A 22,464-nucleotide genomic window follows, 5' to 3' on the forward strand; every position below is an offset into this window, starting at 1 on the left:
CTGTTGTCCCTCCCGTGCCGGCTCAGGCAGGCGCGGGTGCGGGGGTGAGGCGGTTCAGGACGTCCAGGGCGAGGTTGCGGGCGAGGGGCACCTTGTAGGCGTTGTCCCGCAGCGGCTCGGCGTGGGCGAGTTCCAGCGCCAGGGCTCCCTCGAAGGCGGCCGGGGTGGCGGGGGCGCCCAGCAGGGCCGATTCGGCGTGATGGGCCCGCCAGGGGCGGTGGGCGAGCCCGCCGAAGGCGAGCCCCACCTGGTCGACGATGCCGTCCTCCGCGACCTTCAGCACGACGGCCACGGAGGCAAGGGCGAAGGCGTACGAGGCCCGGTCGCGGGCCTTGCGGTAGGCCGACGGGACGCCGGCGGTCGCGGCCGGGAGCAGCACGCCGGTGATCAGTTCGCCGGGGCTGATCCAGGTGTCCCGATCGGGGTGCTCGCCGGGCAGCCGGTGGAACTCGGCCGCGGACAGACGCCGGGTGCCCTGGGTGCCGTACAGCTCGACCTGGGCGTCGAGGGCGGCGAGGGCGACGGCCATGTCGGACGGGTTGGTGGCGATGCAGTGCTCCGAGTGCCCGAGGACGGCGTGGTCGCGGTGGACGCCCTCCCGGGCGCCGCAGCCGCTGCCGGGCTCGCGTTTGTTGCAGGGTTTGTCCAGGTCCTGGAAGTAGGGGCAGCGGGTGCGCTGGAGCAGGTTGCCGCCGGTGGTGGCGGCGTTCCGCAACTGCCCGGAGGCACCGGAGAGAAGGGCCTGGGACAGCGCCGGGTAGCGGTCGCGGACGCGGGGGTCGGCGGCCAGGTCACTGTTGCGGACGGTGGCGCCGACGCGCAGCGAGCCGTCGGGCAGCTCCTCGATGCCGGCCAGCGGCAGCCGGCCGACGTCGATCAGGACGGCCGGCCGCTCGACGCCGAGCTTCATCAGGTCGACCAGGTTGGTGCCGCCGGCCAGATAGCGGGCGCCGGGGTGGGCGGCGTACGCCTCCACGGCCTCCTGAACGGTGGCGGGCCTGAGGTATCCGAAGCCGTTCACCGGATCACGTCCTCCACCGCCTCGACGATGCGCGGGTAGGCGCCGCAGCGGCACAGATTGCCGCTCAGGCGCTCGCGGATCTCGGGCCGGTCCAGCGGGACGGGCCGGCCGGAGGGGGCCGCGGGGTCGGTGACGAGGGAGGGGTGGCCGGCCGCGGCCTCGGCGAGCATGCCGACGGCGGAGCAGATCTGTCCCGGGGTGCAGTAGCCGCACTGGAAGGCGTCGCGGTCGAGGAAGGCCCGCTGCAGCGGGTGCGGCTCCTCGCCGTCCCCACCGAGGCCCTCGACGGTGGTGATCTCGCTGCCGTCGAGGGCGACCGCGAGCAGCAGGCAGCTGTTGACCCGGCGGCCGTCGGCCAGCACGGTGCACGCACCGCACTGGCCGTGGTCGCAGCCCTTCTTCGCCCCGGTCAGGCCGAGGTCCTCACGGAGCAGGTCCAGCAGGACACGCCGGTGGTCGACGCGCAGGGTGTGGGGCTTCCCGTTGACCCGGAGGGTGACCTCCGAATCGACTGGCAGCTGGTTTTCGCTGGTCATGACAGGGGTGGCCTTCCGGACGAACCCGGGTTCCGTCCTCACCGCGTATCCACGCGAGGGCGCCTCACACGTCCGAAAGGGCCACACCCTTCACTCACGGGTAGCCGACCAGGTCCGCTCACTCACGGGTAGCCGACCAGGTCCGCCACGTTCGACGACGAGTTCGACGGCCCTCCTCTGCCGTTGACGACATGGCTGATGGTGCCCGTGCCACCGAGGGAGACCGTGACCATGCCGGTGAAGCGGACGTTCGCGGTGTCCGGCACCTCGAAGGCGCGGTCGGCCGTCACGCTCGGGTCGACGTCGAAGTAGCAGTAGCTGCCGAGGCCGTACGCCTGGTGGCTGGTGACGGAGTCCGCGACCTTGTAGGCGGCGTAGCCCTTTGTGCCGCCGTTCATCCAGGAGGCCTGGTCCGGCGGGTCGTACGGCATCTCGTTCTGGAAGAAGTAGGTGCGGCCGCCGTTGCCGTTCCAGATCACCTGGTACTTCTGGAAGTGCTCGACGAACAGCCCGTACATGGTCACGTCCGCGCCGTTGACCACCAGCCCGGTGTCGGCGGTGTTGCTGGTCCAGCCGACGCCGCTGCCGTGGTCGGCGCGCCAGAGCCACATGTGGTCGCCGATGACGTCGTTGCTGTTGACGACGAGGCTGGTGGCCGCCTTGCCGGCGCCCGCGCCGCCGATGCGGAAGTAGACGTCGTGCAGGGAGGTCGGGTCGGCCGCGTGGGAGGCGGCGGAGCCGGCCGGCCCGACCTCGACCAGGGTCTTCGAGCTGGTGGTGCCGGCGTCGAAGAGCAGGCCCGCGAGCTGGACGCCGTCGACGTCGGCGACGGTCATCGCGGTGATGCCGCCCGCCGGGACGAAGGTGGCGAGCCCGAGGCCCAGGACGACCGTGTCGGGACGGGTCACCTTCAGGGTCTGGTCGAGGTGGTAGACGCCGGGCGTGACCAGCAGGTTCTGGCCGGCGGCGAGGGCCGCGTCGATCTGCGCGGCACTCGCGCCCGGCTTCACGACGTAGAACTGGCTGAGCGGCAGCGAGGTCCCGGCCGGGCTGCCGCTGCCCCAGCTGGTGCCCGTGGTGTCGGAGCGCGTGGCCGGCACGAACACCTGGTAGTTCCCTGAGCCGTCGACGTACAGGAACGGCTTCTCCCGGACGACGGGGCTCTGTGCGACGGTGGTGTAGGGCGGGTTCGGGAAGCTGGTGGAGGGCACGCCCTGGCTGCCGGTGAACACCATGTTCCAGTTGGCCCCGGTCCAGCTGCCGAGCTGGGAGTTGCGGGTCATCCACTGCTGCTGCGTACCGGAGTCGACCTGCCCGTCGATCTTGCTGTCGGCGAGATAGCCGCCGGACGACCAGCCGCCGTCGTCCAGGGCGAGGTTGCCCCGCAGATGCATCCGCCGGTACGGCGCGGCCTGCGAGACGGCCCAACGGTCGCTGCCGCCGGTCGGGTTGACGGAGAGGTTCTCGGCGCCGCGCCAGAAGTTCTGCGTGGCGTTGCCCTGGAACCAGTCGGCCTCGGCGTGCACCGCGCCGTCGACCGTCACCGCGTCCGGGGTCGGACCGAGCCCCAGCACCTGGGTGTAGAAGCCGACGTTGACGTCCGCGTTGTAGGCGCCGGGCTTGAACAGGACGGCGTAGCGCTGGGATCCGAACTGGTTGGTCTCCTGCTGCTTGAAGAGGGTGTCCAGCCTGCTCCGGATGGTCGAGGACGGCATCGACGGGTCGAAGACGACGACGTTCGGGCCGAGGTCGGGGTCGCTCGTGGACTGGGTCACGGGGACCACCTGGAAGCGCTGGGCGGCGGTGCCGTTGCACGTGTACTGCTGGAGCTGTGTGCTGTCGGCGAGCGATGCGCCCGGATCGTCCAGGCACTTGCCGCTGTTCCTGTTGACGAAGTGGAAGGCTCCGCCGCCGTCGTCCACGGCCTGCCACTGCTGGTTGGCGCCGCCGCCGTAACTCCACAGCTGGACCGGCGCGTTGTCGGCGGTGGAGACGTCGGTGACGTCCAGGACCTGGCCGGTGTCGTGCGCGTTGCCGACGCGGACGTATCCACTGCCGGCGTCGGTGAGGCTCCACTGCTGGGCCGTGGTGCCGTTGCAGGTGTACTGCTGCACGACGGTGCCGTTGGCGGTGGCGGCGGCCTTGGCGTCCAGGCACGTGCCGCTCGCCGCGTTGATGAGGGTGGCGAAGCCGGTGGGCAGGGCGGTGGCGGCATGCGCGGGCGTGGCCCTGAGCAGGGGGGTCGGTGCGGCGGTGAGCACACAGGCGGCCGCCGCGCCGACCAGGGCGGCCACCGCGGATCTGCGGCGGCGGGAAAGGGAGGGGAGAGGTCTGGCCATGTGTGGGGTGGCCCTTCGTGGGGAGTGGTCCAATCACCCATGGGAGGAGCGGGCGTTGAAGAGTCCGCAGGCTTTGTTTAAGGCGTGAAACTAAAGGTACGGACCAGTGGAGTCAAGGAGTGCAGCAATGACCGACTCCTGCTGGGCCCGCCCCGAAGGGGCGCGGGGAACTGCGCGACCAGCCACGACGCACCCGCAGCCGGAAACAGTCCCCCGCCCCTACGGCGAGACCCCGCAACCGCTCACGCCGCAGCGGCGAACTGCGTTCGGTACAGCTCGGCGTACCGCCCCTCCGCGGCCAGCAGCTCTTCGTGCGTCCCCCGTTCCACGATCCGCCCGGCCTCCACGACCAGGATCTGGTCGGCGGCCCGGACCGTGGACAGCCGGTGGGCGATGACCACGGCGGTACGGCCCTCCAGCGCCTCGGTGAGCGCCTCCTGGACGGCCGCCTCGGAGGTGTTGTCCAGATGGGCGGTGGCCTCGTCCAGGATCACCACGCGCTGGCGGGCCAGCAGCAGCCGGGCGATGGTCATGCGCTGGCGCTCGCCGCCGGAGAGCCGGTAGCCGCGCTCGCCGACGACCGTGTCCAGGCCGTCGGGCAGGGACCGTACGACCTCCGCCAGGCGGGCGCGGTCGAGGGCGTCCCACAGCTCCTCGTCGGTGGCGCCCGGGCGGGCCAGCAGCAGGTTGGCGCGGACGGTGTCGTGGAAGAGGTGGCCGTCCTGGGTGACCATGCCGAGGGTGGCCCGCAGGGAGGCGGCGGTCAGGTCGCGCACGTCGGTCCCGCCGATGCGGACGGCGCCCGCGTCGACGTCGTACAGCCGCGGCAGCAACTGGGCGATGGTGGACTTCCCGGCGCCGGAGGAGCCGACGAGGGCGACGGTCTGGCCGGGTTCGGCGCGGAAGGAGATGCCGTGCAGGACCTCGGAGCCGCCGCGGGTGTCGAGGGCGGCGACCTCCTCCAGGGAGGCGAGGGAGACCTGGTCGGCGGCCGGGTAGGCGAAGCGGACGTCCTCGAACTCGACCGCGACCGGGCCCTCGGGGACCTCGGCCGCGTCCGGCTTGTCCTCGATGAGCGGCTTGAGGTCCAGCACCTCGAAGACCCGCTCGAAGCTGACGAGCGCGCTCATCACCTCCACCCGGGCGCCGGCGAGCGCGGTCAGCGGGGCGTACAGCCGGGTCAGCAGCAGGGAGAGGGAGACGACCGCGCCGGCCTGGAGGGTGCCGTGCAGCGCGAACCAGCCGCCGAGGCCGTAGACCAGGGCCAGCGCGAGCGCGGAGACCAGGGTGAGGGAGGTGATGAACACCGACTGGGCGGTGGCCGTCCGCACCCCGATGTCCCGGACGCGGGCGGCGCGGGCCGCGAACTCCGCCGACTCCTCCTCGGGGCGGCCGAACAGCTTGACCAGGGTCGCGCCGGGCGCGGAGAACCGCTCGGTCATCCGGGTGCCCATGGCCGCGTTCAGCGCCGCTGCCTCCCGCTGCATCCTGGCCATCCGGCTGCCCATGCGGCGGGCCGGGAGCACGAACACCGGGAGCAGCACCAGCGCGAGCAGGGTGATCTGCCAGGACAGGGTCAGCATCACCGCGAGCGTGAGCACCAGCGTGACCAGGTTGCTCACCACGCCCGAGAGGGTGTTGGCGAAGGCGCGCTGGGCGCCGATGACGTCGTTGTTGAGACGGCTGAAGAGCGCGCCCGTACGAGTCCGTGTGAAGAACGCGACGGGCATGCGCTGCACATGATCGAACACAGCCGTTCTGAGGTCGAGGATGAGTCCCTCCCCGAGCGACGACGACAGCCGCCGTCCGAGGATGCCGAGCCCCGCCTCCGCGAGCGCGACGAGCGCGATGAGCAGGGAGAGCCGGACGACCCGGCCGGAGTCGTGCCCCGCCACGATCGCGTCGACGACGCGGCCGGCGAGCACGGGGGTCGCGACGGCGAGCAGGGCCGACACCACCCCGAACAGTACGAACCGGACGATGCCCGCGCGATGCGGGCGGGCGAAGGCGGCGATACGGCGCAGCGTGGCGCGGGCGAGGGGGCGGCGGTCGTTCTGCGCGTTCATGACGCTGTGCAGCTGCGTCCATGCGGTGGTCTCCATGCTCATGTGCAAGAACGTAGAACCTCAAGCTTCGTTGAGGTCAATGTCCGCCGCTTTTCACCCCCGCCGAGACTCCCACGGACCCCGATGACCACAGTCTGTAATCCGCCGTCCGCGCTCGCGCCACCCACCGTTGGGACGGCACGGAAAACCTCTCGGGGTGTGACCCCCGTACACCCCTCCGAGCTGCGCCAGGGCCGCCTGCCGAGGCTCGCCCGGCGGCTGCCGGTGCGGCAGATCCTGTGTCTGCTCCCGCTCCTGCTCGTCACCGTCGTCGCCGTACAGCACCGGTCGGTGCTCGTCGAGGGCTTCCGCCATCTGCGGACCGCCTCGTGGCCCTGGCTGCTCGCGGCGGGCGGGGCCACGTGTCTGACCTGGGTGGCCGCCGCCGTCACCCGGCAGGGCGCGGTGATCCAGCCGCTGCCCCGCTGGCGGCTGCTGGCCACGCAGTTCGCGGCCGGCTCGGCGAACCACCTGCTGCCGACCGGGCTCGGCGCCGGCGCGGTCAACCTGCGGTTCATGACGGTGTGCGGGGTGCCGCTCGCCCGCTCCTCCGCCGCGCTCGCGCTGTATCTGCTCGCCGAGTCGGTGGGCCGGCTGAGCCTGCTGACCGCGTTGCTGCTCGCCTTCCCCGACGCGCTGCGGCTCGGCACCCTGATCCCGGCCGGGGCGGTCGCCCCACTGCTGGCGGTCGCGGGCGCCGTGCTCGCGGTGGCGGTGGCCGCGCTGTCCCTCGTACGACGGCTGCGCGCGGCCGTGCTCGGCTTCGTCCGCACCGCGCTCGGCGAGGCCCGCTCGGTGCACATGCGCCCGGCGCGGGCACTCGCGCTGTGGGGCGGCTCGCTGGCCTTCCCGGCGCTGCAGGCCGCCGGTCTGGTGGCGGTCGGGCAGGCGCTGGGGCTGGGGGTGCCTCCGACCCACATGGCGCTGGCGTACCTGGCCGCGACGGTGGCGGTGGCGCTGGTGCCCACCCCGGGCGGGCTCGGCTCCGTCGAGGCCGCGCTGATCGTGGCGCTGGTGGCGGCGGGCGGCCCGGTGGCGGTGGCCACGGCGGTGGTGCTCGCCTACCGGATCATCACCGTGTGGGTGCCGCTGGTGCCGGGGGCGCTGACCCTGGGGGCGCTGGTGCGGCTGAAGGTCATCTGAGGCAGAGTGGCCCTCCCAGCCGAAGCAAGGGAGTGCGCCGTGCCGGTCCGCGTGGAGCGCAAGGAGTACGTCACCACGGTCGTCCTGTCCCGGCCCGCGGCCCGCAACGCGGTCGACGGTCCCACGGCGGCCGAACTCGCCGCCGCCTTCCGGGAGTTCGAGGCCGATGGCGGTGCCCGGGTGGCGGTGCTGTGGGGTGAGGGCGGGACGTTCTGCGCGGGGGCGGACCTGAAGGCGATCGGTACGGAGCGCGGCAACCGCGTGACCGAGGACGGGGACGGGCCGATGGGGCCGACCCGGATGCGGCTGTCCAAGCCGGTGATCGCGGCGGTGGCCGGGCACGCGGTCGCGGGCGGTCTGGAACTCGCCCTGTGGTGCGATCTGCGGGTCGCGGAGGAGGACGCCGTCTTCGGCGTGTTCTGCCGCCGCTGGGGCGTACCCCTGATCGACGGCGGCACGCTCCGGCTGCCCCGGCTGATCGGCGCCGGCCGGGCCATGGACATGATCCTGACCGGCCGCCCGGTCCCGGCCCGGGAGGCGTACGAGATGGGCCTCGCCAACCGCGTGGTGCCCACGGGGTCCGCCCGCGCCGAGGCCGAGACGCTGGCGGCCGAGATCGCCCGCTTCCCGCAGGCCTGTCTGCGCAGCGACCGCGCGTCGGTCCTCGACCAGGAGGGCCCGGACGAGGAGGCGGCACTGCGCACCGAACTCCGGCACGGCATGGGCGTACTGGCACAGAGCATCCAGGGCGCCGCCCGGTTCGCGTCGGGGGCGGGGCGGCACGGGTCGTTCAGCGAGATCTGAGCGGGCGGGCGGGACCGCGTGCAGTCCCGTCCGGGGCGAGACCGCGTGCAGTCCAGTCCGGGGCAGGTGCCGGTCACGCTTCCGCACTCACCCGCACCTGTCCGCCCTCGGGGTCGACGCGGTCGTGCCAGCCGGCACCGAGGGTCAGGGTGCGATGGGGCAGGGCGGTGCCGGGGACGCGGCGCTCGCGGTGCAGGAGGCGGCCGCCCTGGCGGACGTACAACGCGGGTCGGCGCAGCGTGACTTCGGTGCGCAGGACGTACTGCTCCGGCCGGTTCGCCGGGCTGATGCGGTTCGGGGCGATCCAGCGCAGCGGAGCCTCGACGGTGAGCGCAAGTCCGGGGCCGGGCCAGCCCGCGCCCGCGCCCGTGCCGAGGAAGTCCAGGACGGCTCCGGCCGCGCGGGCGCCCTCGCGGGCCGCGGTGGCGGCGGGTTCGACGGCATGCAGGACGTTCCCGGCGGCGAAGACCCCGTACCGCGAGGTGTGCAGGGAGCCGTTCACGGCGGGGCCGCGGGTGCCGGCGTCCAGGACGAGGGCGCCGCGGCGGGCGAGTTCGTGGTCGGGGATGAAGTCGCCGGTGAACACGACGGTGTCGCAGGCCAGGACGGTGGCACGGCCGTCACGGTGGCGCACTCGGACCCCGGACAGGCGTCCGTGGCCGAGGAGTTCGGTGACCGTGGTGTCCGTCAGCAACGCGATGCCGCGGCCCAGGCGGACCGACTGGGCACGACACAGTGGGACTTGGGCGCGAGGCTGTTCCGTGACCAGCGCCACGACCTCCGCCCCGGCCGCGCGTACGGTGTCGGCCGCCGCGTACGAGACGTTCTCGGCGCCGACGACGACCGCGCGGGTGCCGATGTGCTGGCCGAACAGGTGGACGGCCTGCTGGAGTTCACCCGTGGTGTAGACCCCGGCGGGACGGGTCCCGGGCACCAGCCGGGCCGTGCGCGGGCGTTCACGGGCACCGGTGGCGAGGACGACGGCCCGCGCGGCGATGGTCTCGTGACCGCGGGGACCGACGACGCGAAGCACCGGCTCTCGCTCCGGACCTACGGTGTGGAGCCCGATACCACCGGCACCACCTACTCCCTCCGGCACGCCCCGGCCCGCCCCGGGCGGCACCGCCGCAGACGCCCCGCCGTGATCCGGGGTACCCCGTCCCGCCTCGGACACCCTCGCCGCCGGCAGGCCCGGGGATGCCATGGCACCCGACGACGCCCCCCAGTCCAGGACGGTCACCCCGGTCCGGATCACGGCGCCCGCCCGCGCTGCCGCCTCCGCCAGCAGGTGGGCGTACTCGGGGCCGGTCCGCGGGCGGCTGCGGCTCCCGAAGCCGCCGTGGGCACAGTGCCGGAGCACTCCCCCGGCCTCCTGCTCCCGCTCCAGCACCTCGACCCGGCCGGCTCCGGAGGAGGCCAGCCGGGCGGCGGCGACCAGCCCCGCGGGCCCCGCGCCGACGACCAGGACGTCGACCCGTCGGCTGGACGGGCCCGGTACGCCATGCCCCGTCCCGCCGGCCCCCGACGCGCTTCCCCCGGCCGTCACGCCCGCGCCCTCTCGAACAACTCCCGCACCGCCGCCCCGCAGTAGAAGCCCTGGCAGCGACCCGCGCGGGCCCTGGTCCGGCGGCGCAGGCCCTCCAGGGTGCGGGGTGGGATCGGGCCGGCCAGGGCGTCGCGGATCTCGCCTCGGGAGACGCGTTCGCAGTGGCAGACCAGAGTGCCGTACTCGGGGTCGGCGGCGATGAGTTCGGGGCGTTGGTAGGGGCGCGGGAAGGACTCGCCGAGGTTGGGCATGGTCACCGGTTCCAGTTCGCGTCGCGGGCCGAGGTCGAGGCCTGTTTCCGCCAGCAGGCCGGTGACGTGGGCGGCGATCGCCAGGGACGCGGTCAGGCCGGTGGAGCGGATGCCGCCGACGGTGACGTAGCCCTGCCCGGGGTGGGCGGCGATGCGGTAGTCCTCCTGGCCGGTGGCCGCGCGCAGTCCGGCGTAGACGGCGGTGACCTCCTCCTGAAGCAGGTCGGGCAGGATACGGCGGCCCTTGTCCCGCAGTCCGGCGAGGCCCTCGGCGGTGGAGCCGGTGGCCCGCTTGTCGTCCAGGTCCTCCGCGGTGGGGCCGAGCAGGACGTTGCCGTAGACGGTGGGAGCGACCAGGACGCCCTTGCCGAGCGCGGTCGGGACCGGCAGGAGGATGTGCCGGACGAGGGGGCGGGCGAGCTTGTCGTACACCAGGAGCTGGCCGCGGCGCGGGGTGACGGTGAAGTCCTCGTGACCGAGGAGGCGGTCGACCGTGTCGGCGTGCAGTCCGGCCGCGTTGACCAGGCGGCGGGCGTGCAGGGTGCCGCGCGAGGTCAGCAGGCGGTGACCGCCGTCCTGCCGACTCGCGTGCTGCACAGGTGTGTTGAGGTGCAGGTCCACTCCCGCGTGGACCGCCTGCGTGGCGTACGCCAGAGTCGTCGTCCAGGGGCAGATGATGCTCTCGCCGGGGACGTGCAGGGCGCCGAGCGCGCCGGGTCCGAGGCGGGGTTCGCGGGCGTACAGTTCGCCGGGGCTCAGCGGGCGCGTGTCGTGGTAGCCGTTGCGCTCGGCCTTCGCGGCCAGCCGGGGCAGGGCGGCGAGCTGCTCCTCGTCCCAGGCGACCAGCAGGGCGCCGACGCGTTCCACGGGGATGCCGGTCTCGGCCGCGTAGGCGCCGAGCCGCTCGTAGCCGTCGCGGACCAGGCGGGCCTCCAGGGTGCCGGGGGCCGCGTCGAAACCGGTGTGCAGGATCGAGGTGTTGGCCTTGGAGGTGCCCTGGCCGACGTCGTCCTGGGCCTCCACCAGGGCGATGCGCAGCCGGGGGTGGCGGGCGAGCGCGCGGGCGATGGCGCAGCCGACCACTCCGGCGCCGACGACCGCCACGTCGTACGCCGTCTCGGGCAGTGGCCCGTCCGCGGTGACGGTCATGAGCCGAGCAGGGACTGGACGGCGGCGCGGAAACGGTCGCGGCGTTCGGCGGCCTGGTCGGCGCTGATGCGGGGTTCGTACACGGCGGCGGGCTCCCCGTCGGGCAGGGCCTGGTCGACGCCCAGGGTACGGTCCGCGCCCAGCCGGGCGAGCGTGGCGGCGCCGAGGGCGGTGGCGTCGGGCAGCGCGGACACCTCGACGGGGCGTTGCAGCAGGTCGGCCTGGGTCTGCATGAGGAGCGCGGAGCGGGTCAGGCCGCCGTCGACGCGCAAGCGGTCGAGGCCGGTGCCGAGGTCGGTCGCGGCCGCGTCGGCGAGTTCGGCGACCTGGGCGGCGATGCCCTCGCACAGGGCGCGCACGAGGTGGCCGGGGGTGGTGTCGAGGCCGAGTCCGGTGAGGGAGCCGCGCAGGTCGCCGCGCCACCAGGGGGCGGCGAGTCCGGCGAGGGCGGGGACGAAGGTGACACCGCCGCTGTCGGGGACGGTGCCGCCGACGGGGTCGAGGTCGGCGGCGCCGGAGAGGACGCCGAGATCGGTGAGCCAGCGGACGGCGGAGGCGGCCGTGTAGACCTGGCCGTCGAGGCAGTAGCCGGTGGTGCCGGCGAGCCGCCAGGCGACACAGCCGACCAGGCCGGAGGTGCTGCGCCGGGGCCGGTCGCCGGTGTGCGCGAGCAGGAACGCGCCGGTGCCGTAGGTGCACTTGGCGGTGCCGGGGCGGGTGACGCGCTGGGCGAGCAGGGCGGCCTGCTGGTCGACGGCCAGGCCGGTGAGCGGGATGTCGTCGCCGAATGCCGTGGTCGTGCCGATGTGCTGGGCGTTGTCCGTCACCCGCGGGAGCTGTTCGTCCGCCAGGCCGTAGATCTCCAGCGCCCGCTGCGACCACTGGGCGCTGTCCAGGTCGAGGAGCTGGGTGCGGCCGGCGGTGGCGGCGTCGGTGGCGAAGGTGCCGGTGAGGCGGTGGACCAGCCAGGCGTCGGAGGTGGTGACGACGCCCTCGCGGGTGAGCCTGCGACGGATCCAGGCCATCTTGGGGGCGGCGAAGTACGGGTCGAGGGGCAGGCCGGTCAGGTGGCGCAACTCGTCGGCGTGATCGGCGAGTTCGGCGCAGACCGACTCCGCGCGGCGGTCCTGCCAGACCAGGGCGTCGGTGAGCGGGCGGCCGGTGACCGGGTCCCAGGCGAGGACGGTCTCGCCCTGGTTGGCGAGGCCCAGGGCCACGACGGGCTCCGCGGCCTCGGCGAGCGCCTGGCGGCCGGCGGTGAGCACCGAGTCGTAGAGCTCGGCGGGGTCCACCTCGACCAGGCCTCCGGGCAGATACCGGGGGCGGACCTCGGCGAAGCCGGTGCCGATGACCCCTCGCTCCGGGCAGACCACGAGCGCCTTGGTGCCGGACGTGCCCTGGTCGACGGCGAGCACCGGCCCCGTCATCGCACCTTCTCCCGTCGCGCCTCGAAGATCACACCGCGTCAGCCTGCCGTCGCGCCGCGTCCGGAGTCAAGCACCGGCGGACATTCAACTCACCTGGATAAATAGTTGAGTTGGCAACAATGGTGGGGCGCAACCGCCCCCTCTATAGTGACCGCCGACCACCGCGCCGCACCTCAATCGCCGCCCACAGGAGTGCTGTTGCTACGCCACCCCGCCACCTCGCCCATGGGCCAGTGGCCCGGGACCGACGGCTGATGGCCCGAGAAGGAGCACGCCCCTCCTATGACCCCGCCGGTCCGGACCGCGCCCTGCGCGCCGCGTTGCAGGATCTGCGCACCGGCCGCTGGATGGCCATGCGGACGCTGCTCGCGGACACCCGGGACTGGTGGCAGTGGACCCAGCGCACCCAGGTCCTCGCGGCGGCCGCCGCCGGCACCGACGTGGTGCGGGCCTGGCTCGCCGAGGAGCCGGGCAGCGTGCACGCCGTGGTGATGCACGCCCGGGTCGCGGTGGAGCGGGCCCTGCGCGCCCAGCGCGAACGGCACCGCCGTACCCACGAGTTGTGGATCGAGGCCTGGGACGCCGCCCAGTCCGCCACCCGCAGCGCCCCGCACGACCCGGTGCCCTGGGTGTGTCTGCTGGCGCTCGCCCAGCTGGACCCGGAGCAGCGCTGGGAGGAGCACCGGACGGCCGCGCCCGAGCCGATGCTGCCGCCGGGTCCCTGGGGACTGCTGGCCGAGGCGGGCAAGCGGGACCCGCACAACCGCGAGGCGCACCACCGGATGCTGCAGTTCCTGTACGCGCGCGGCGGCACGGGCCGGCTCGCGGAGGCCGCCGGCTACGCGCACTGGGCCGCCGCGCAGGCCCCGGCCGGCTCCGCGCTGCACGTGCTGCCGCTGTACGTCCGGGTCGAGCGCTACCGGCGCGACAGCGGCCATGACGCGGCGCTCGACCTGCACTGGGTGGCGGAGGACGCGGCCCGCGAGGCGCGGCGCGCCCTGCACGCGTGGTTCGAGCACACCCACCGCGACGAACGCTCGCTGCCGGACCTCAACCATCTGGCCCACGCCCTGTGGGGGTCCCTGCAATTCCCCGACGCGGCACGGGTGTTCGACGCGATCGGCCCGTACTTCACACCCCCGCCCTGGATGTACCGCACCCCCGACCGCCACCGGGCCCTGGAGATCTTCCTCCAGGCCCGCGACCGCTGCCGGGCGGCCCGCCCCTGAACGCACATCCCCATGTCCGCTCCCCCTGTCGACCCGGAGGCCTCCCCCGCATGTCCGCCACCCCCGATCCATCGCCCTCGCCATCACTCTCGTCCGCCCTGCTCCAGCAGGACGAGGAGCAGCGGCTGCGTGAACTCGGCTACCGGCCGGTGCTGGCCCGCCGTATGGGCGGCTTCGGCAACTTCGCGATCAGCTTCTCGGTGATCTCGATCCTGTCCGGCTGCATGACGCTCTACGGCTTCGGCCTGAACACCGGCGGTCCCGCCGTGATGCTGTGGGGCTGGGCGGGCGTCGGCCTGTTCGTGCTGTGCGTCGGTCTCGCGCTCGCCGAGGTCACCAGCGCCTATCCGACCTCCGGCGCGCTGTACTACATGGCCGACCGCCTCGGCGGGCCGCGCTGGGGCTGGTACACGGGCTGGCTGAATCTGCTCGGTCTGCTCGGTGCGATCGCCGGCATCGACTACGGCGCGGCCCTGTTCGCCGGCGCGTTCGCGAACCTCCAGTGGGGCTTCACTCCGACGCCCGGCAAGACCATGCTGATCTTCTGCGCCATCCTCCTGCTGCACGCGGTGCTGAACCTGTTCGGCGTCCGCCTGGTCAGCCTGCTCAACTCGATCAGCGTGTGGTGGCATCTGGCGGGCGTCGCGCTGATCGTCGGCGTGCTCGCGATCGTCCCCGACCACCACCGGTCGGCCTCCTTCGTGTTCACGAAGTTCGTCAACGAGACCGGCTGGCACAACCCGGTCTACGTGGCGGCGATCGGCCTGCTGCTCGCGCAGTACACGTTCTCCGGCTACGACGCCTCCGCGCATCTGTCGGAGGAGACCTCGCAGGCGTCGGTGGCCGCGGCCAAGGGCATCGTGCGCTCCATCTGGGCGTCCTGGATCGCCGGCTTCGTCCTGCTCGCCGGACTGACCTTCGCCATCCAGGACTACGACGCCACCCGCAACACCGCGACCGGGGTGCCGCCCGCGCAGATCCTGCTCGACGGGCTCGGCACCGACGGCGCGAGCGCGCTGCTGCTGGTCGTGATCATCGCCCAGCTCTTCTGCGGCAACGCCGAGGTGGCCGCGGCCAGCCGGATGGTGTTCGCGTTCAGCCGGGACGGCGCGCTGCCCGGCTCGCACCTGTGGCGCAAGGTCAGCGGCCGCACCCAGACACCGGTCGCCGCCGTCTGGCTGTCCGCCGTCGTGGCCGGCGTCCTCGCCCTGCCGTCGCTGTACTCGGCGACCGCGTACAACGCCGTGACCGCCATCAACGTCATCGGGATCACGCCCGCCTACGCCATCCCGGTGCTGCTGCGGCTGCGCGCGGGCGACCGTTTCCAGCCGGGGCCGTGGCAACTGGGCCGCTGGAGCAAGCCGATCGGCTGGATCGCGGTGATCTGGGTCGCCGCTGTGACCGTGCTGTTCTGCCTGCCGCAGGCCTCGCCGGTGACCGTCGACACGATGAACTACGCCTCGGTGGCGCTCGCCGTGGTCCTGGTCCTCGCGAGTGTCTGGTGGTACGTCGCCCGCCGCTCGTACGGCACGCCGACGGCCGCCGCGTACGGCAACGACCGTGACCAGGCCGAACTCGCGGAGGGCATCATCTGAGCCGGCTGCCCGCGGGACACCGGTCCGGGTACGAACTGGTGTTCCGGATACGGCAGGATGAACGATCGCGCCGGTGGGCGGAGTTCCTCCGGCCGGCGCGTTCGCACATCCCGCACAGCAAGCAGGTGACCACGTGACGAGACGTCCCCCCTTTGCAGCCGCCGCAGTCCCCGGAGGTGACCGGTGAACCGGGCGCTGACCCTGGACGACCTCGTCCTCGCCGGCATCTCCCTCGCGGCGGGCCTGCTGCTCGCCTTCCTCTCGCGCACCCTGCTGCGCTGGCTCGCGAAGCACGCCAAGCGGACCAGGTGGAGCGGAGACGACGTCATCGTGGACGCGCTGCGCTCGGTCGTGCCGTGGGCGGCGATCGCGGGTGGCGCGGCGGCGGCAGCGGCCGTGCTGCCGCTGACCCGGACCGTGCAGCACCACACGAACCAGTTCCTCCAGGTGTGGCTGATCTTCGTGGTGACCCTGTCCGCGGCCCGGGTGATCGCAGGCCTGGTCCGCACGGTCACCCAGTCCCGCTCGGGCGTGGCGGGGTCGGCGACCATCTTCGTCAACATCACCCGCGTCCTGGTGCTCGCGATCGGCTTCCTGGTCGTCCTGCAGACGCTGGGCATCTCCATCGCACCCATGCTGACCGCCCTGGGCGTCGGCGGTCTGGCGGTGGCCCTGGCCCTCCAGGACACGCTCGCCAACCTCTTCGCGGGCATCCACATCCTGGCCGCCAAGACCGTCCAGCCCGGCGACTACATCCGCCTCAGCAGCGGCGAGGAGGGCTATGTCGTCGACATCAACTGGCGCCAGACGACGGTCCGTCAGCTGTCCAACAACCTGGTGGTCATCCCCAACGGCCAGCTCGCCAAGGCCAACATGACCAACTACACGCGCCCCGAGCAGCGGCTGACGATCCTGGTCCAGGTCGGTGTGTCGTACGACGCCGACCTGGAACACGTCGAGCGGGTGACGTCGGAGGTCGTCGCGCAGACCATGCGCGAGGTCGAGGGCGCCGTCCCCGACCACGAGCCCGCGGTCCGCTTCCACACCTTCGGCGACTCCCGCATCGGCTTCACGGTGATCCTCGGCGTCGGCGAGTTCAGCGACCAGTACCGCATCAAACATGAATTCATCAAGCGCCTGCACCGCCGCTACCGCGCGGAGGGCATCCGCATCCCGGCCCCGGCCCGCACGGTCGCACTCCAGCAGGGGGCCGTGGTGATTCCGCAGCAGCGCAGCGGGGAGGACGTGATCCCGGGAGCCGTGGAGTAGTACGCACGTTCGAAATGACGGGAGTGCCCCGGCCGGCGGGGCCGGACGACGGGAAAACGGCGGGCCACTCCCGGACCCCTGTCGAGCCTGCCCCGATCACGAGATATCTTGATGTCGAGCAATGTTGCAGACGTGGAGCGGAGCACCCGGTGACTGACTCGACCATCATCTACACCTACACAGACGAGGCCCCGGCCCTGGCGACGCATTCGTTCCTGCCGGTGATCCAGGCGTACGCCTCGCAGGCCGGTGTGCCGGTCACGACGCGCGACATCTCGCTGGCCGGGCGCATCATCGCCCACTTCCCGGAGTACCTGAACGAGGACCAGCGCATCCCGGACGCGCTGGCCGAACTGGGCGACCTGGCCAAGACGCCCGAGGCCAACATCGTCAAGCTGCCGAACATCTCGGCGTCCATCCCGCAGCTGCGCGCCGCCGTCGCCGAGCTCCAGGGCAAGGGCTACGCGCTGCCGGACTACCCGGACGACCCGAAGACCGACGAGGAGCGCGAGATCCGCGCCCGCTACGACAAGGTCAAGGGCTCCGCCGTCAACCCGGTGCTGCGTGAGGGCAACTCCGACCGCCGCGCCCCGGCCTCGGTGAAGAACTACGCCAAGACCCACCCGCACCGCATGGGCGCCTGGAGCTCCGACTCCAAGACCGAGGTGGCCACCATGGGTGTGGACGACTTCCGCTCCACGGAGAAGTCCGTGGTGATCTCCGAGGCGGGTGCGCTGCGCATCGAGCTCAAGGGTGACGACGGCTCGACCACCGTGCTGCGCGAGTCCGTCCCGGTCCTTGAGGGCGAGGTCGTCGACGCCTCCGTGCTGCGCGTCGCCGCGCTGCGCGAGTTCCTGACCGCGCAGGTCGCCCGCGCCAAGCAGGAGGGCGTCCTGTTCTCCGTGCACCTGAAGGCCACGATGATGAAGGTCTCCGACCCGATCATCTTCGGTCACGTGGTGCGCTCCTTCTTCCCGAAGACGTTCGCGAAGTACGGCGAGACGTTCGCCGCCGCCGGTCTGACCCCGAACGACGGTCTGGGCGGCATCCTCAAGGGCATCGAGGCCCTGCCCGAGGGCGCCGAGATCAAGGCCTCCTTCGACGCCGAGCTGGCCGAGGGCCCCGCGCTGGCCATGGTCGACTCCGACAAGGGCATCACCAACCTGCACGTCCCCTCCGACGTGATCGTGGACGCCTCGATGCCGGCCATGATCCGCACCTCCGGCCACATGTGGGGCCCGGACGGCCAGGAGGCGGACACCCTCGCGGTGCTGCCGGACTCCTCCTACGCCGGTGTCTACCAGGCCGTGATCGAGGACTGCCGCGCCCACGGCGCCTACGACCCCTCGACCATGGGCTCCGTCCCGAACGTCGGCCTCATGGCGCAGAAGGCCGAGGAGTACGGCAGCCACGACAAGACCTTCGAGATCCCGGTCACCGGCACCGTCCGCCTGGTCGACCAGGCCGGCAACGCCGTCCTGGAGCAGACCGTCTCGGCCGGCGACATCTTCCGCGCCTGCCAGACCAAGGACGCCCCGATCCGCGACTGGGTCAAGCTGGCCGTCACCCGCGCCCGCGCCACCGGCGACCCGGCCGTGTTCTGGCTGGACGAGGACCGCGCCCACGACGCCCAGCTGATCGCCAAGGTCAAGCAGTACCTGCCGGAGCACGACACCGAGGGCCTGGACATCAGGATCCTGCCCCCGGTCGAGGCCACCAAGCTGTCGGTGGAGCGCATCCGCCGCGGCGAGAACACCATCTCGGTCACCGGCAACGTGCTGCGTGACTACCTGACCGACCTGTTCCCGATCCTGGAGCTGGGCACCAGCGCCAAGATGCTGTCGGTCGTCCCGCTGATGGCGGGCGGCGGCCTGTTCGAGACGGGCGCCGGCGGCTCCGCGCCGAAGCACGTCCAGCAGCTGGTCAAGGAGAACTACCTGCGCTGGGACTCCCTCGGTGAGTTCTTCGCCCTGGTGCCGTCCTTCGAGCAGTACGCCGAGGCCACCGGCAACGCCCGCGCCAAGGTCCTCGCCGACACCCTCGACCGCGCCACGGCGACCTTCCTCAACGAGGACAAGTCCCCGACCCGTCGCGTCGGCGGCATCGACAACCGCGGCAGCCACTTCTACCTGTCCCTGTACTGGGCGCAGGAGCTGGCCCGGCAGACCGACGACGCCGACCTGGCCAAGGCGTTCGCGCCGCTGGCCGAGTCCCTCGCGGTCGACGAGCAGAAGATCGTGGACGAGCTGATCGCGGTCCAGGGCAAGCCGGCCGACATCGGCGGCTACTACCAGGTCGACAAGGCCAAGGCGGACGCCGTCATGCGCCCGTCGGCCACCTGGAACGCGGCGCTCGCGTCCCTGAGCTAAGCAAGTCGGGCAAACTCGACTGGGTTGGGTCGCGCCCCAAAGGGGCGCGGGGAACTGCGCGACCAGCCACGATGGAGCCGCAGACGACCGACTACACATCGCGGCACTTCCAGCGGAGTGCTTAGTCGCCACGGCGCCCGAGCCGACCCCCTGACTCCGCCCCGGCCGGTACCTCCCGGCCGGGGCGGAGCCGTGTGCGGGTTCACGGAATCCGGTCGCCCGTGTTGCCGGACATTGCGCCGGCATGTCGTCCGTGACGTCCTCATGTCACGTTCCGCGCACGCCTGTCGGGCCCTGCCCCGCCGTGCTTCCCTCGTGCCACGTCCCGCCGCTCTCCCCCGCACGAGGAGCACCATGAGCACGCAGCCCGACACGTCGGCCTGGTCCTTCGAGACGAAGCAGATCCACGCCGGAGCCGCCCCCGACCCGGCGACCGGCGCCCGGGCGACACCGGTGTACCAGACCACGTCCTTCGTCTTCCGCGACACGCGACACGCGGCCGACCTGTTCTCGCTGGCCGAGCCCGGCAACATCTACACCCGGATCCACAACCCCACCACGGACGTGTTCGAGCAGCGGATCGCCGCGCTGGAGGGCGGGGTCGGCGCGGTCGCGCTCGCCTCGGGGCAGGCGGCCGAGACCCTGGCGATCCTGACGCTGGCCGGCGCCGGGGACCACATCGTCTCCAGCACCTCGCTGTACGGCGGCACGTACAACCTCTTCCGGCACACCCTGCCCAAGTTCGGCATCGAGGTGTCCTTCGTGGACGACCCGGACGACCCCGACGCCTGGCGGGCGGCGATCCGGCCGACCACCAAGGCGCTGTTCGCCGAGTCGCTCGGCAACCCGCGCGGCAATGTGCTGGACATCCGTGCGGTCGCCGACGTGGCCCACGCGGCCGGGGTCCCGCTGATCGTGGACAACACCGTGCCGACCCCGTATCTGCTGCGGCCGATCGAGCACGGCGCCGACATCGTGGTGCACTCGGCGACCAAGTTCCTGGGCGGGCACGGCACCGCCATCGCCGGTGTCGTGGTGGACGGCGGCACCTTCGACTTCGGCGCGCACGCCGACCGCTTCCCGGACTTCTCCGAGCCCGACCCGAGCTACCACGGTCTGCGCTACTGGCCGGCGCTCGGCCCGGGCGCGTTCGCGGTCAAGCTGCGCGTGCAGCTGCTGCGCGACCTCGGCCCGGCGCTCTCCCCGCACTCGGCGTTCCTGCTGCTCCAAGGCGTGGAGACGCTGAGCCTGCGGCTGGAGCGGCACACCGCCAACGCACAGGCCCTCGCGGAGTGGCTGGAGCAACGCGACGAAGTGTCGGTCGTCCACTATCCGGGCCTGGAGTCCAGCACGTGGTACGACGCCGGGCAGAAGTACCTGCCGCGCGGGGCCGGTGCCGTGATCTCCTTCGAGCTGCGCGGCGGGGTCGAGGCGGGCAAGCGGTTCGTCGACGCCGTCGAGCTGTTCAGCCATCTCGCCAACATCGGTGACGTGCGCAGCCTGATCATCCATCCGGCGTCCACCACGCACAGCCAGCTCACCGAGGAGCAGCTCGCGGCGACCGGCACCGCTCCGGGCCTGGTGCGGCTGTCGGTCGGCATCGAGAACCTGGCCGACCTCAAGGCGGACCTGGAGGCCGGCTTCCGCGCGGCCAAGGGCACGTCCTGAGCACGCGGATGACCGAGAGCGGGGCGCCGGTCACCGGTGCCTGGCGCGAGGGGGATCCGCCGGGCCACCGGCAGTGGTGGACGGCCGAGAAGCCGCTCCCGCTGGAGGCGGGCGGTGAACTCCCGGGTGTGCGGCTGGCGTTCGAGACATGGGGGCGGATCGCGCCGGACGCGTCCAACGCGGTGCTGGTCCTCCACGCGCTGACCGGCGACAGCCACGCCTCGGGCCCCGCCGGCCCGGGCCACCCCTCCCCCGGCTGGTGGGCGGGGCTGGTGGGCCCGGGTCTGGCCCTGGACACCGACCGCTGGTTCGTGGTGGCGCCCAATGTGCTGGGCGGCTGCCAGGGCAGCACCGGCCCCGCCTCCCCGCGTCCGGACGGCCGCCGGGCCTGGGGCGGTGCCTTCCCGTTCCTCACCCAGCGCGACCAGGTGGCGGCGGAGGCCGCGCTCGCGAACACGCTGGGCATCGCGCGCTGGGCGCTGGTCGTCGGCGGCTCGATGGGCGGGATGCGGGCCGTGGAGTGGGCGGTGTCGTACCCGGAGCGGACCGGTGCGCTGCTGCTGCTCGCCACCACGGCGGCGGCGAGCGCGGAACAGATCGCCTGGGCCGGCATCCAGCTGCACGCCGTCCGCGCCGACCCGCACTGGCAGGGCGGCGACTACCACGGCACGGGCCACGGCCCGCACGCCGGCCTGGGCCTGGCCCGCCGCCTCGCCCAGGTCACCTACCGCAGCGAACCGGAACTGACGGCCCGCTTCGGCCGAGCCCCGCAGGACACCGAGGACCCCTGGCAGGGCGGCCGCTACCAGGTCGAGTCCTACCTGGACCATCACGCGGCGAAGCTGGTGCGCCGATTCGACGCGGGCAGCTACGTCGTCCTCAGCGAGGCGATGAACGCCCACGACGTCGGCCGGGGCCGAGGCGGACTCCGCACCGCCCTGGCTCGCGTGACGGCTCCCACCCTGGTGGCCGGCATCGACTCCGACCGCCTCTATCCGCTCGCCCAGCAGCGGGAGCTGGCCGCGCTGATCCCGGGCGCGGACGCAGTACGCGTGATCGAGTCGCCGTACGGGCACGACGGGTTCCTGATCGAGACGGGGCAAGTGGGTGTGCTGGTGCGGGAGTTGCTCGGCTGACGCAGGCGCCGGGGTCAGGGTGTGGCACGGTGGTCCCGACGCCGTCACCCAGACCTCCCGGAGCCGCCCGTGTCCGCCTTCGATCTGCTCCCCGGCGCCCCCGACTCACCGGTACTGTTGCACGTGCCCCACTCGGCGCGGGCGATTCCCGAGGACGTGCGCCGCGGAATCGTGCTGGACGACACCGCTCTGGAGCGGGAGCTGGACCACATCACGGACGCGCACACCGCCGAACTGGCCGAGCGAGCGGCCGAGTTGGCGGGCCTCACCCCCTGGCGGCTCGTGAACCGGCTGTCCCGGCTGGTCGTGGACCCGGAGCGGTTCCCGGACGAGCGGGAGGAGATGGCGGCCGTCGGAATGGGCGCCGTGTACACCCGGACCACGCACAAGGACGAGCTGCGCCGGCCGGACACCGATCCGGAGCCGCTGCTGGCCCGGTACTTCCGGCCGTACGCACGGGCCGTGACCGAGGCGGTGGTGGCCCGGCTGACGGCCACCGGACGGGCCGTGATCATCGACGTGCATTCGTATCCGACCGAGCCGCTGCCCTACGAGCTGCACGGCACCGGACCGCGCCCACCCGTGTGCCTGGGCACGGACGCCTTCCACACCCCGCCGGAACTGCTTCAGGCGGCCCGGAAGGCGTTCGCGGGCTTCGGGGGGACCGGGCTGGACAGCCCGTTCGCGGGGACGTACGTACCGCTGGAGTTCTACGGCACCGACGCCCGGGTCAGTGCCCTGATGGTGGAGATCCGGCGGGACACGTATATGGCGGAGCCTGGAGGGGCTGCCGGGCCGGGGCTGGAGCGGCTGGCCACAGCGCTGGCCGCGCTCGTCGACACGGTGTAGGACTCCGGCTGGAGCATTCCCGCAGGAC

Annotated in this window: 16 protein-coding genes; 9 read left to right on the forward strand and 7 right to left on the reverse strand. The window is 72.9% G+C overall.

Translation table 11 applies throughout. The annotated features are described in order from the left end of the window. Positions 1-22: 22 nt before the first annotated feature. From O1G22_RS06310 to O1G22_RS06325, 4 genes are all read right to left on the reverse strand, one after another. Positions 23-1,021 carry an FAD binding domain-containing protein gene (locus O1G22_RS06310; protein ID WP_270080394.1) on the reverse strand — a complete coding sequence of 333 codons (999 nt, stop codon included), beginning with the start codon at positions 1,019-1,021 and terminating at the stop codon, positions 23-25. Beyond that, positions 1,018-1,557, reverse strand: coding sequence for a (2Fe-2S)-binding protein (locus tag O1G22_RS06315; protein WP_270080395.1), 540 nt, complete (start codon positions 1,555-1,557; stop codon positions 1,018-1,020). The genes O1G22_RS06310 and O1G22_RS06315 overlap by 4 nt, the downstream gene beginning before the upstream one ends. 122 nt (positions 1,558-1,679) lie before the next feature. Then, the gene (locus O1G22_RS06320; protein ID WP_270080396.1) at positions 1,680-3,896 is read right to left on the reverse strand and encodes an RICIN domain-containing protein; all 2,217 of its coding nucleotides are present in this window, start codon (positions 3,894-3,896) and stop codon (positions 1,680-1,682) included. A gap of 242 nt (positions 3,897-4,138) precedes the next feature. Then, entirely contained in the window at positions 4,139-5,998 is a 1,860-nt protein-coding gene (locus O1G22_RS06325) for an ABC transporter ATP-binding protein (RefSeq protein ID WP_270086350.1), read from the reverse strand. Between the two features lie 228 nt (positions 5,999-6,226). Between O1G22_RS06325 and O1G22_RS06330 the strand changes: the two genes are divergently transcribed. Beyond that, positions 6,227-7,144 (forward strand): lysylphosphatidylglycerol synthase transmembrane domain-containing protein, encoded by a 918-nt coding sequence (locus O1G22_RS06330; protein ID WP_333492476.1) that lies wholly within the window; start codon positions 6,227-6,229, stop codon positions 7,142-7,144. A gap of 39 nt (positions 7,145-7,183) precedes the next feature. Continuing rightward, positions 7,184-7,948: a crotonase/enoyl-CoA hydratase family protein gene (locus O1G22_RS06335; RefSeq protein ID WP_270080398.1), complete on the forward strand. Its 765-nt coding sequence runs from the start codon at positions 7,184-7,186 to the stop codon at positions 7,946-7,948. A gap of 73 nt (positions 7,949-8,021) precedes the next feature. Here O1G22_RS06335 and O1G22_RS06340 read toward each other — a convergent pair whose 3' ends face one another. From O1G22_RS06340 to O1G22_RS06350, 3 genes are all read right to left on the reverse strand, one after another. Then, positions 8,022-9,413 (reverse strand): NAD(P)/FAD-dependent oxidoreductase, encoded by a 1,392-nt coding sequence (locus O1G22_RS06340; RefSeq protein ID WP_428986479.1) that lies wholly within the window; start codon positions 9,411-9,413, stop codon positions 8,022-8,024. A 77-nt stretch (positions 9,414-9,490) separates the two neighbouring features. Continuing rightward, complete coding sequence (locus tag O1G22_RS06345) at positions 9,491-10,894, reverse strand: NAD(P)/FAD-dependent oxidoreductase (RefSeq protein ID WP_270080400.1); 1,404 nt, start codon at positions 10,892-10,894, stop codon at positions 9,491-9,493. Then, a complete protein-coding gene (locus O1G22_RS06350) occupies positions 10,891-12,321 on the reverse strand; it encodes an FGGY family carbohydrate kinase (RefSeq protein ID WP_270080401.1) in 1,431 nt (476 codons plus the stop codon). The genes O1G22_RS06345 and O1G22_RS06350 overlap by 4 nt, the downstream gene beginning before the upstream one ends. A gap of 254 nt (positions 12,322-12,575) precedes the next feature. Between O1G22_RS06350 and O1G22_RS06355 the strand changes: the two genes are divergently transcribed. The 7 genes from O1G22_RS06355 to O1G22_RS06385 all read left to right on the forward strand — a co-directional run bounded on the left by O1G22_RS06355 (position 12,576) and on the right by O1G22_RS06385 (position 22,436). After that, the gene (locus O1G22_RS06355) at positions 12,576-13,550 is read left to right on the forward strand and encodes a hypothetical protein (protein ID WP_270080402.1); all 975 of its coding nucleotides are present in this window, start codon (positions 12,576-12,578) and stop codon (positions 13,548-13,550) included. A gap of 50 nt (positions 13,551-13,600) precedes the next feature. After that, positions 13,601-15,145 (forward strand): amino acid permease, encoded by a 1,545-nt coding sequence (locus tag O1G22_RS06360; protein WP_270080403.1) that lies wholly within the window; start codon positions 13,601-13,603, stop codon positions 15,143-15,145. Positions 15,146-15,328: 183 nt separating this feature from the next. Next, positions 15,329-16,414, forward strand: coding sequence for a mechanosensitive ion channel family protein (locus O1G22_RS06365; RefSeq protein WP_270080404.1), 1,086 nt, complete (start codon positions 15,329-15,331; stop codon positions 16,412-16,414). 149 nt (positions 16,415-16,563) lie between these two features. Next, positions 16,564-18,783: an NADP-dependent isocitrate dehydrogenase gene (locus tag O1G22_RS06370; protein WP_270080405.1), complete on the forward strand. Its 2,220-nt coding sequence runs from the start codon at positions 16,564-16,566 to the stop codon at positions 18,781-18,783. Between the two features lie 354 nt (positions 18,784-19,137). Next, entirely contained in the window at positions 19,138-20,451 is a 1,314-nt protein-coding gene (locus tag O1G22_RS06375) for a bifunctional o-acetylhomoserine/o-acetylserine sulfhydrylase (RefSeq protein ID WP_270080406.1), read from the forward strand. Positions 20,452-20,459: 8 nt separating this feature from the next. After that, positions 20,460-21,587: a homoserine O-acetyltransferase MetX gene (gene metX / locus O1G22_RS06380; protein ID WP_270080407.1), complete on the forward strand. Its 1,128-nt coding sequence runs from the start codon at positions 20,460-20,462 to the stop codon at positions 21,585-21,587. Between the two features lie 69 nt (positions 21,588-21,656). Next, positions 21,657-22,436 (forward strand): N-formylglutamate amidohydrolase, encoded by a 780-nt coding sequence (locus O1G22_RS06385; protein WP_270080408.1) that lies wholly within the window; start codon positions 21,657-21,659, stop codon positions 22,434-22,436. Positions 22,437-22,464: the final 28 nt, after the last annotated feature.

This window comes from Streptomyces camelliae (assembly GCF_027625935.1).
Taxonomy (GTDB): domain Bacteria; phylum Actinomycetota; class Actinomycetes; order Streptomycetales; family Streptomycetaceae; genus Streptomyces; species Streptomyces camelliae.

What these genes read in the sequence shown, in the direction of transcription:
- O1G22_RS06315 (WP_270080395.1), bottom strand. Translation starts at nt 1,557, where the DNA reads ATGACCAGCGAAAACCAGCTGCCAGTCGATTCGGAGGTCACCCTCCGG.
- O1G22_RS06320 (WP_270080396.1), bottom strand. Translation starts at nt 3,896, where the DNA reads ATGGCCAGACCTCTCCCCTCCCTTTCCCGCCGCCGCAGATCCGCGGTG.
- O1G22_RS06325 (WP_270086350.1), bottom strand. Translation starts at nt 5,998, where the DNA reads ATGGAGACCACCGCATGGACGCAGCTGCACAGCGTCATGAACGCGCAG.
- O1G22_RS06345 (WP_270080400.1), bottom strand. Translation starts at nt 10,894, where the DNA reads ATGACCGTCACCGCGGACGGGCCACTGCCCGAGACGGCGTACGACGTG.
- O1G22_RS06350 (WP_270080401.1), bottom strand. Translation starts at nt 12,321, where the DNA reads ATGACGGGGCCGGTGCTCGCCGTCGACCAGGGCACGTCCGGCACCAAG.
- O1G22_RS06355 (WP_270080402.1), top strand. Translation starts at nt 12,576, where the DNA reads ATGGCCCGAGAAGGAGCACGCCCCTCCTATGACCCCGCCGGTCCGGAC.
- O1G22_RS06360 (WP_270080403.1), top strand. Translation starts at nt 13,601, where the DNA reads ATGTCCGCCACCCCCGATCCATCGCCCTCGCCATCACTCTCGTCCGCC.
- O1G22_RS06375 (WP_270080406.1), top strand. Translation starts at nt 19,138, where the DNA reads ATGAGCACGCAGCCCGACACGTCGGCCTGGTCCTTCGAGACGAAGCAG.
- metX (WP_270080407.1), top strand. Translation starts at nt 20,460, where the DNA reads ATGACCGAGAGCGGGGCGCCGGTCACCGGTGCCTGGCGCGAGGGGGAT.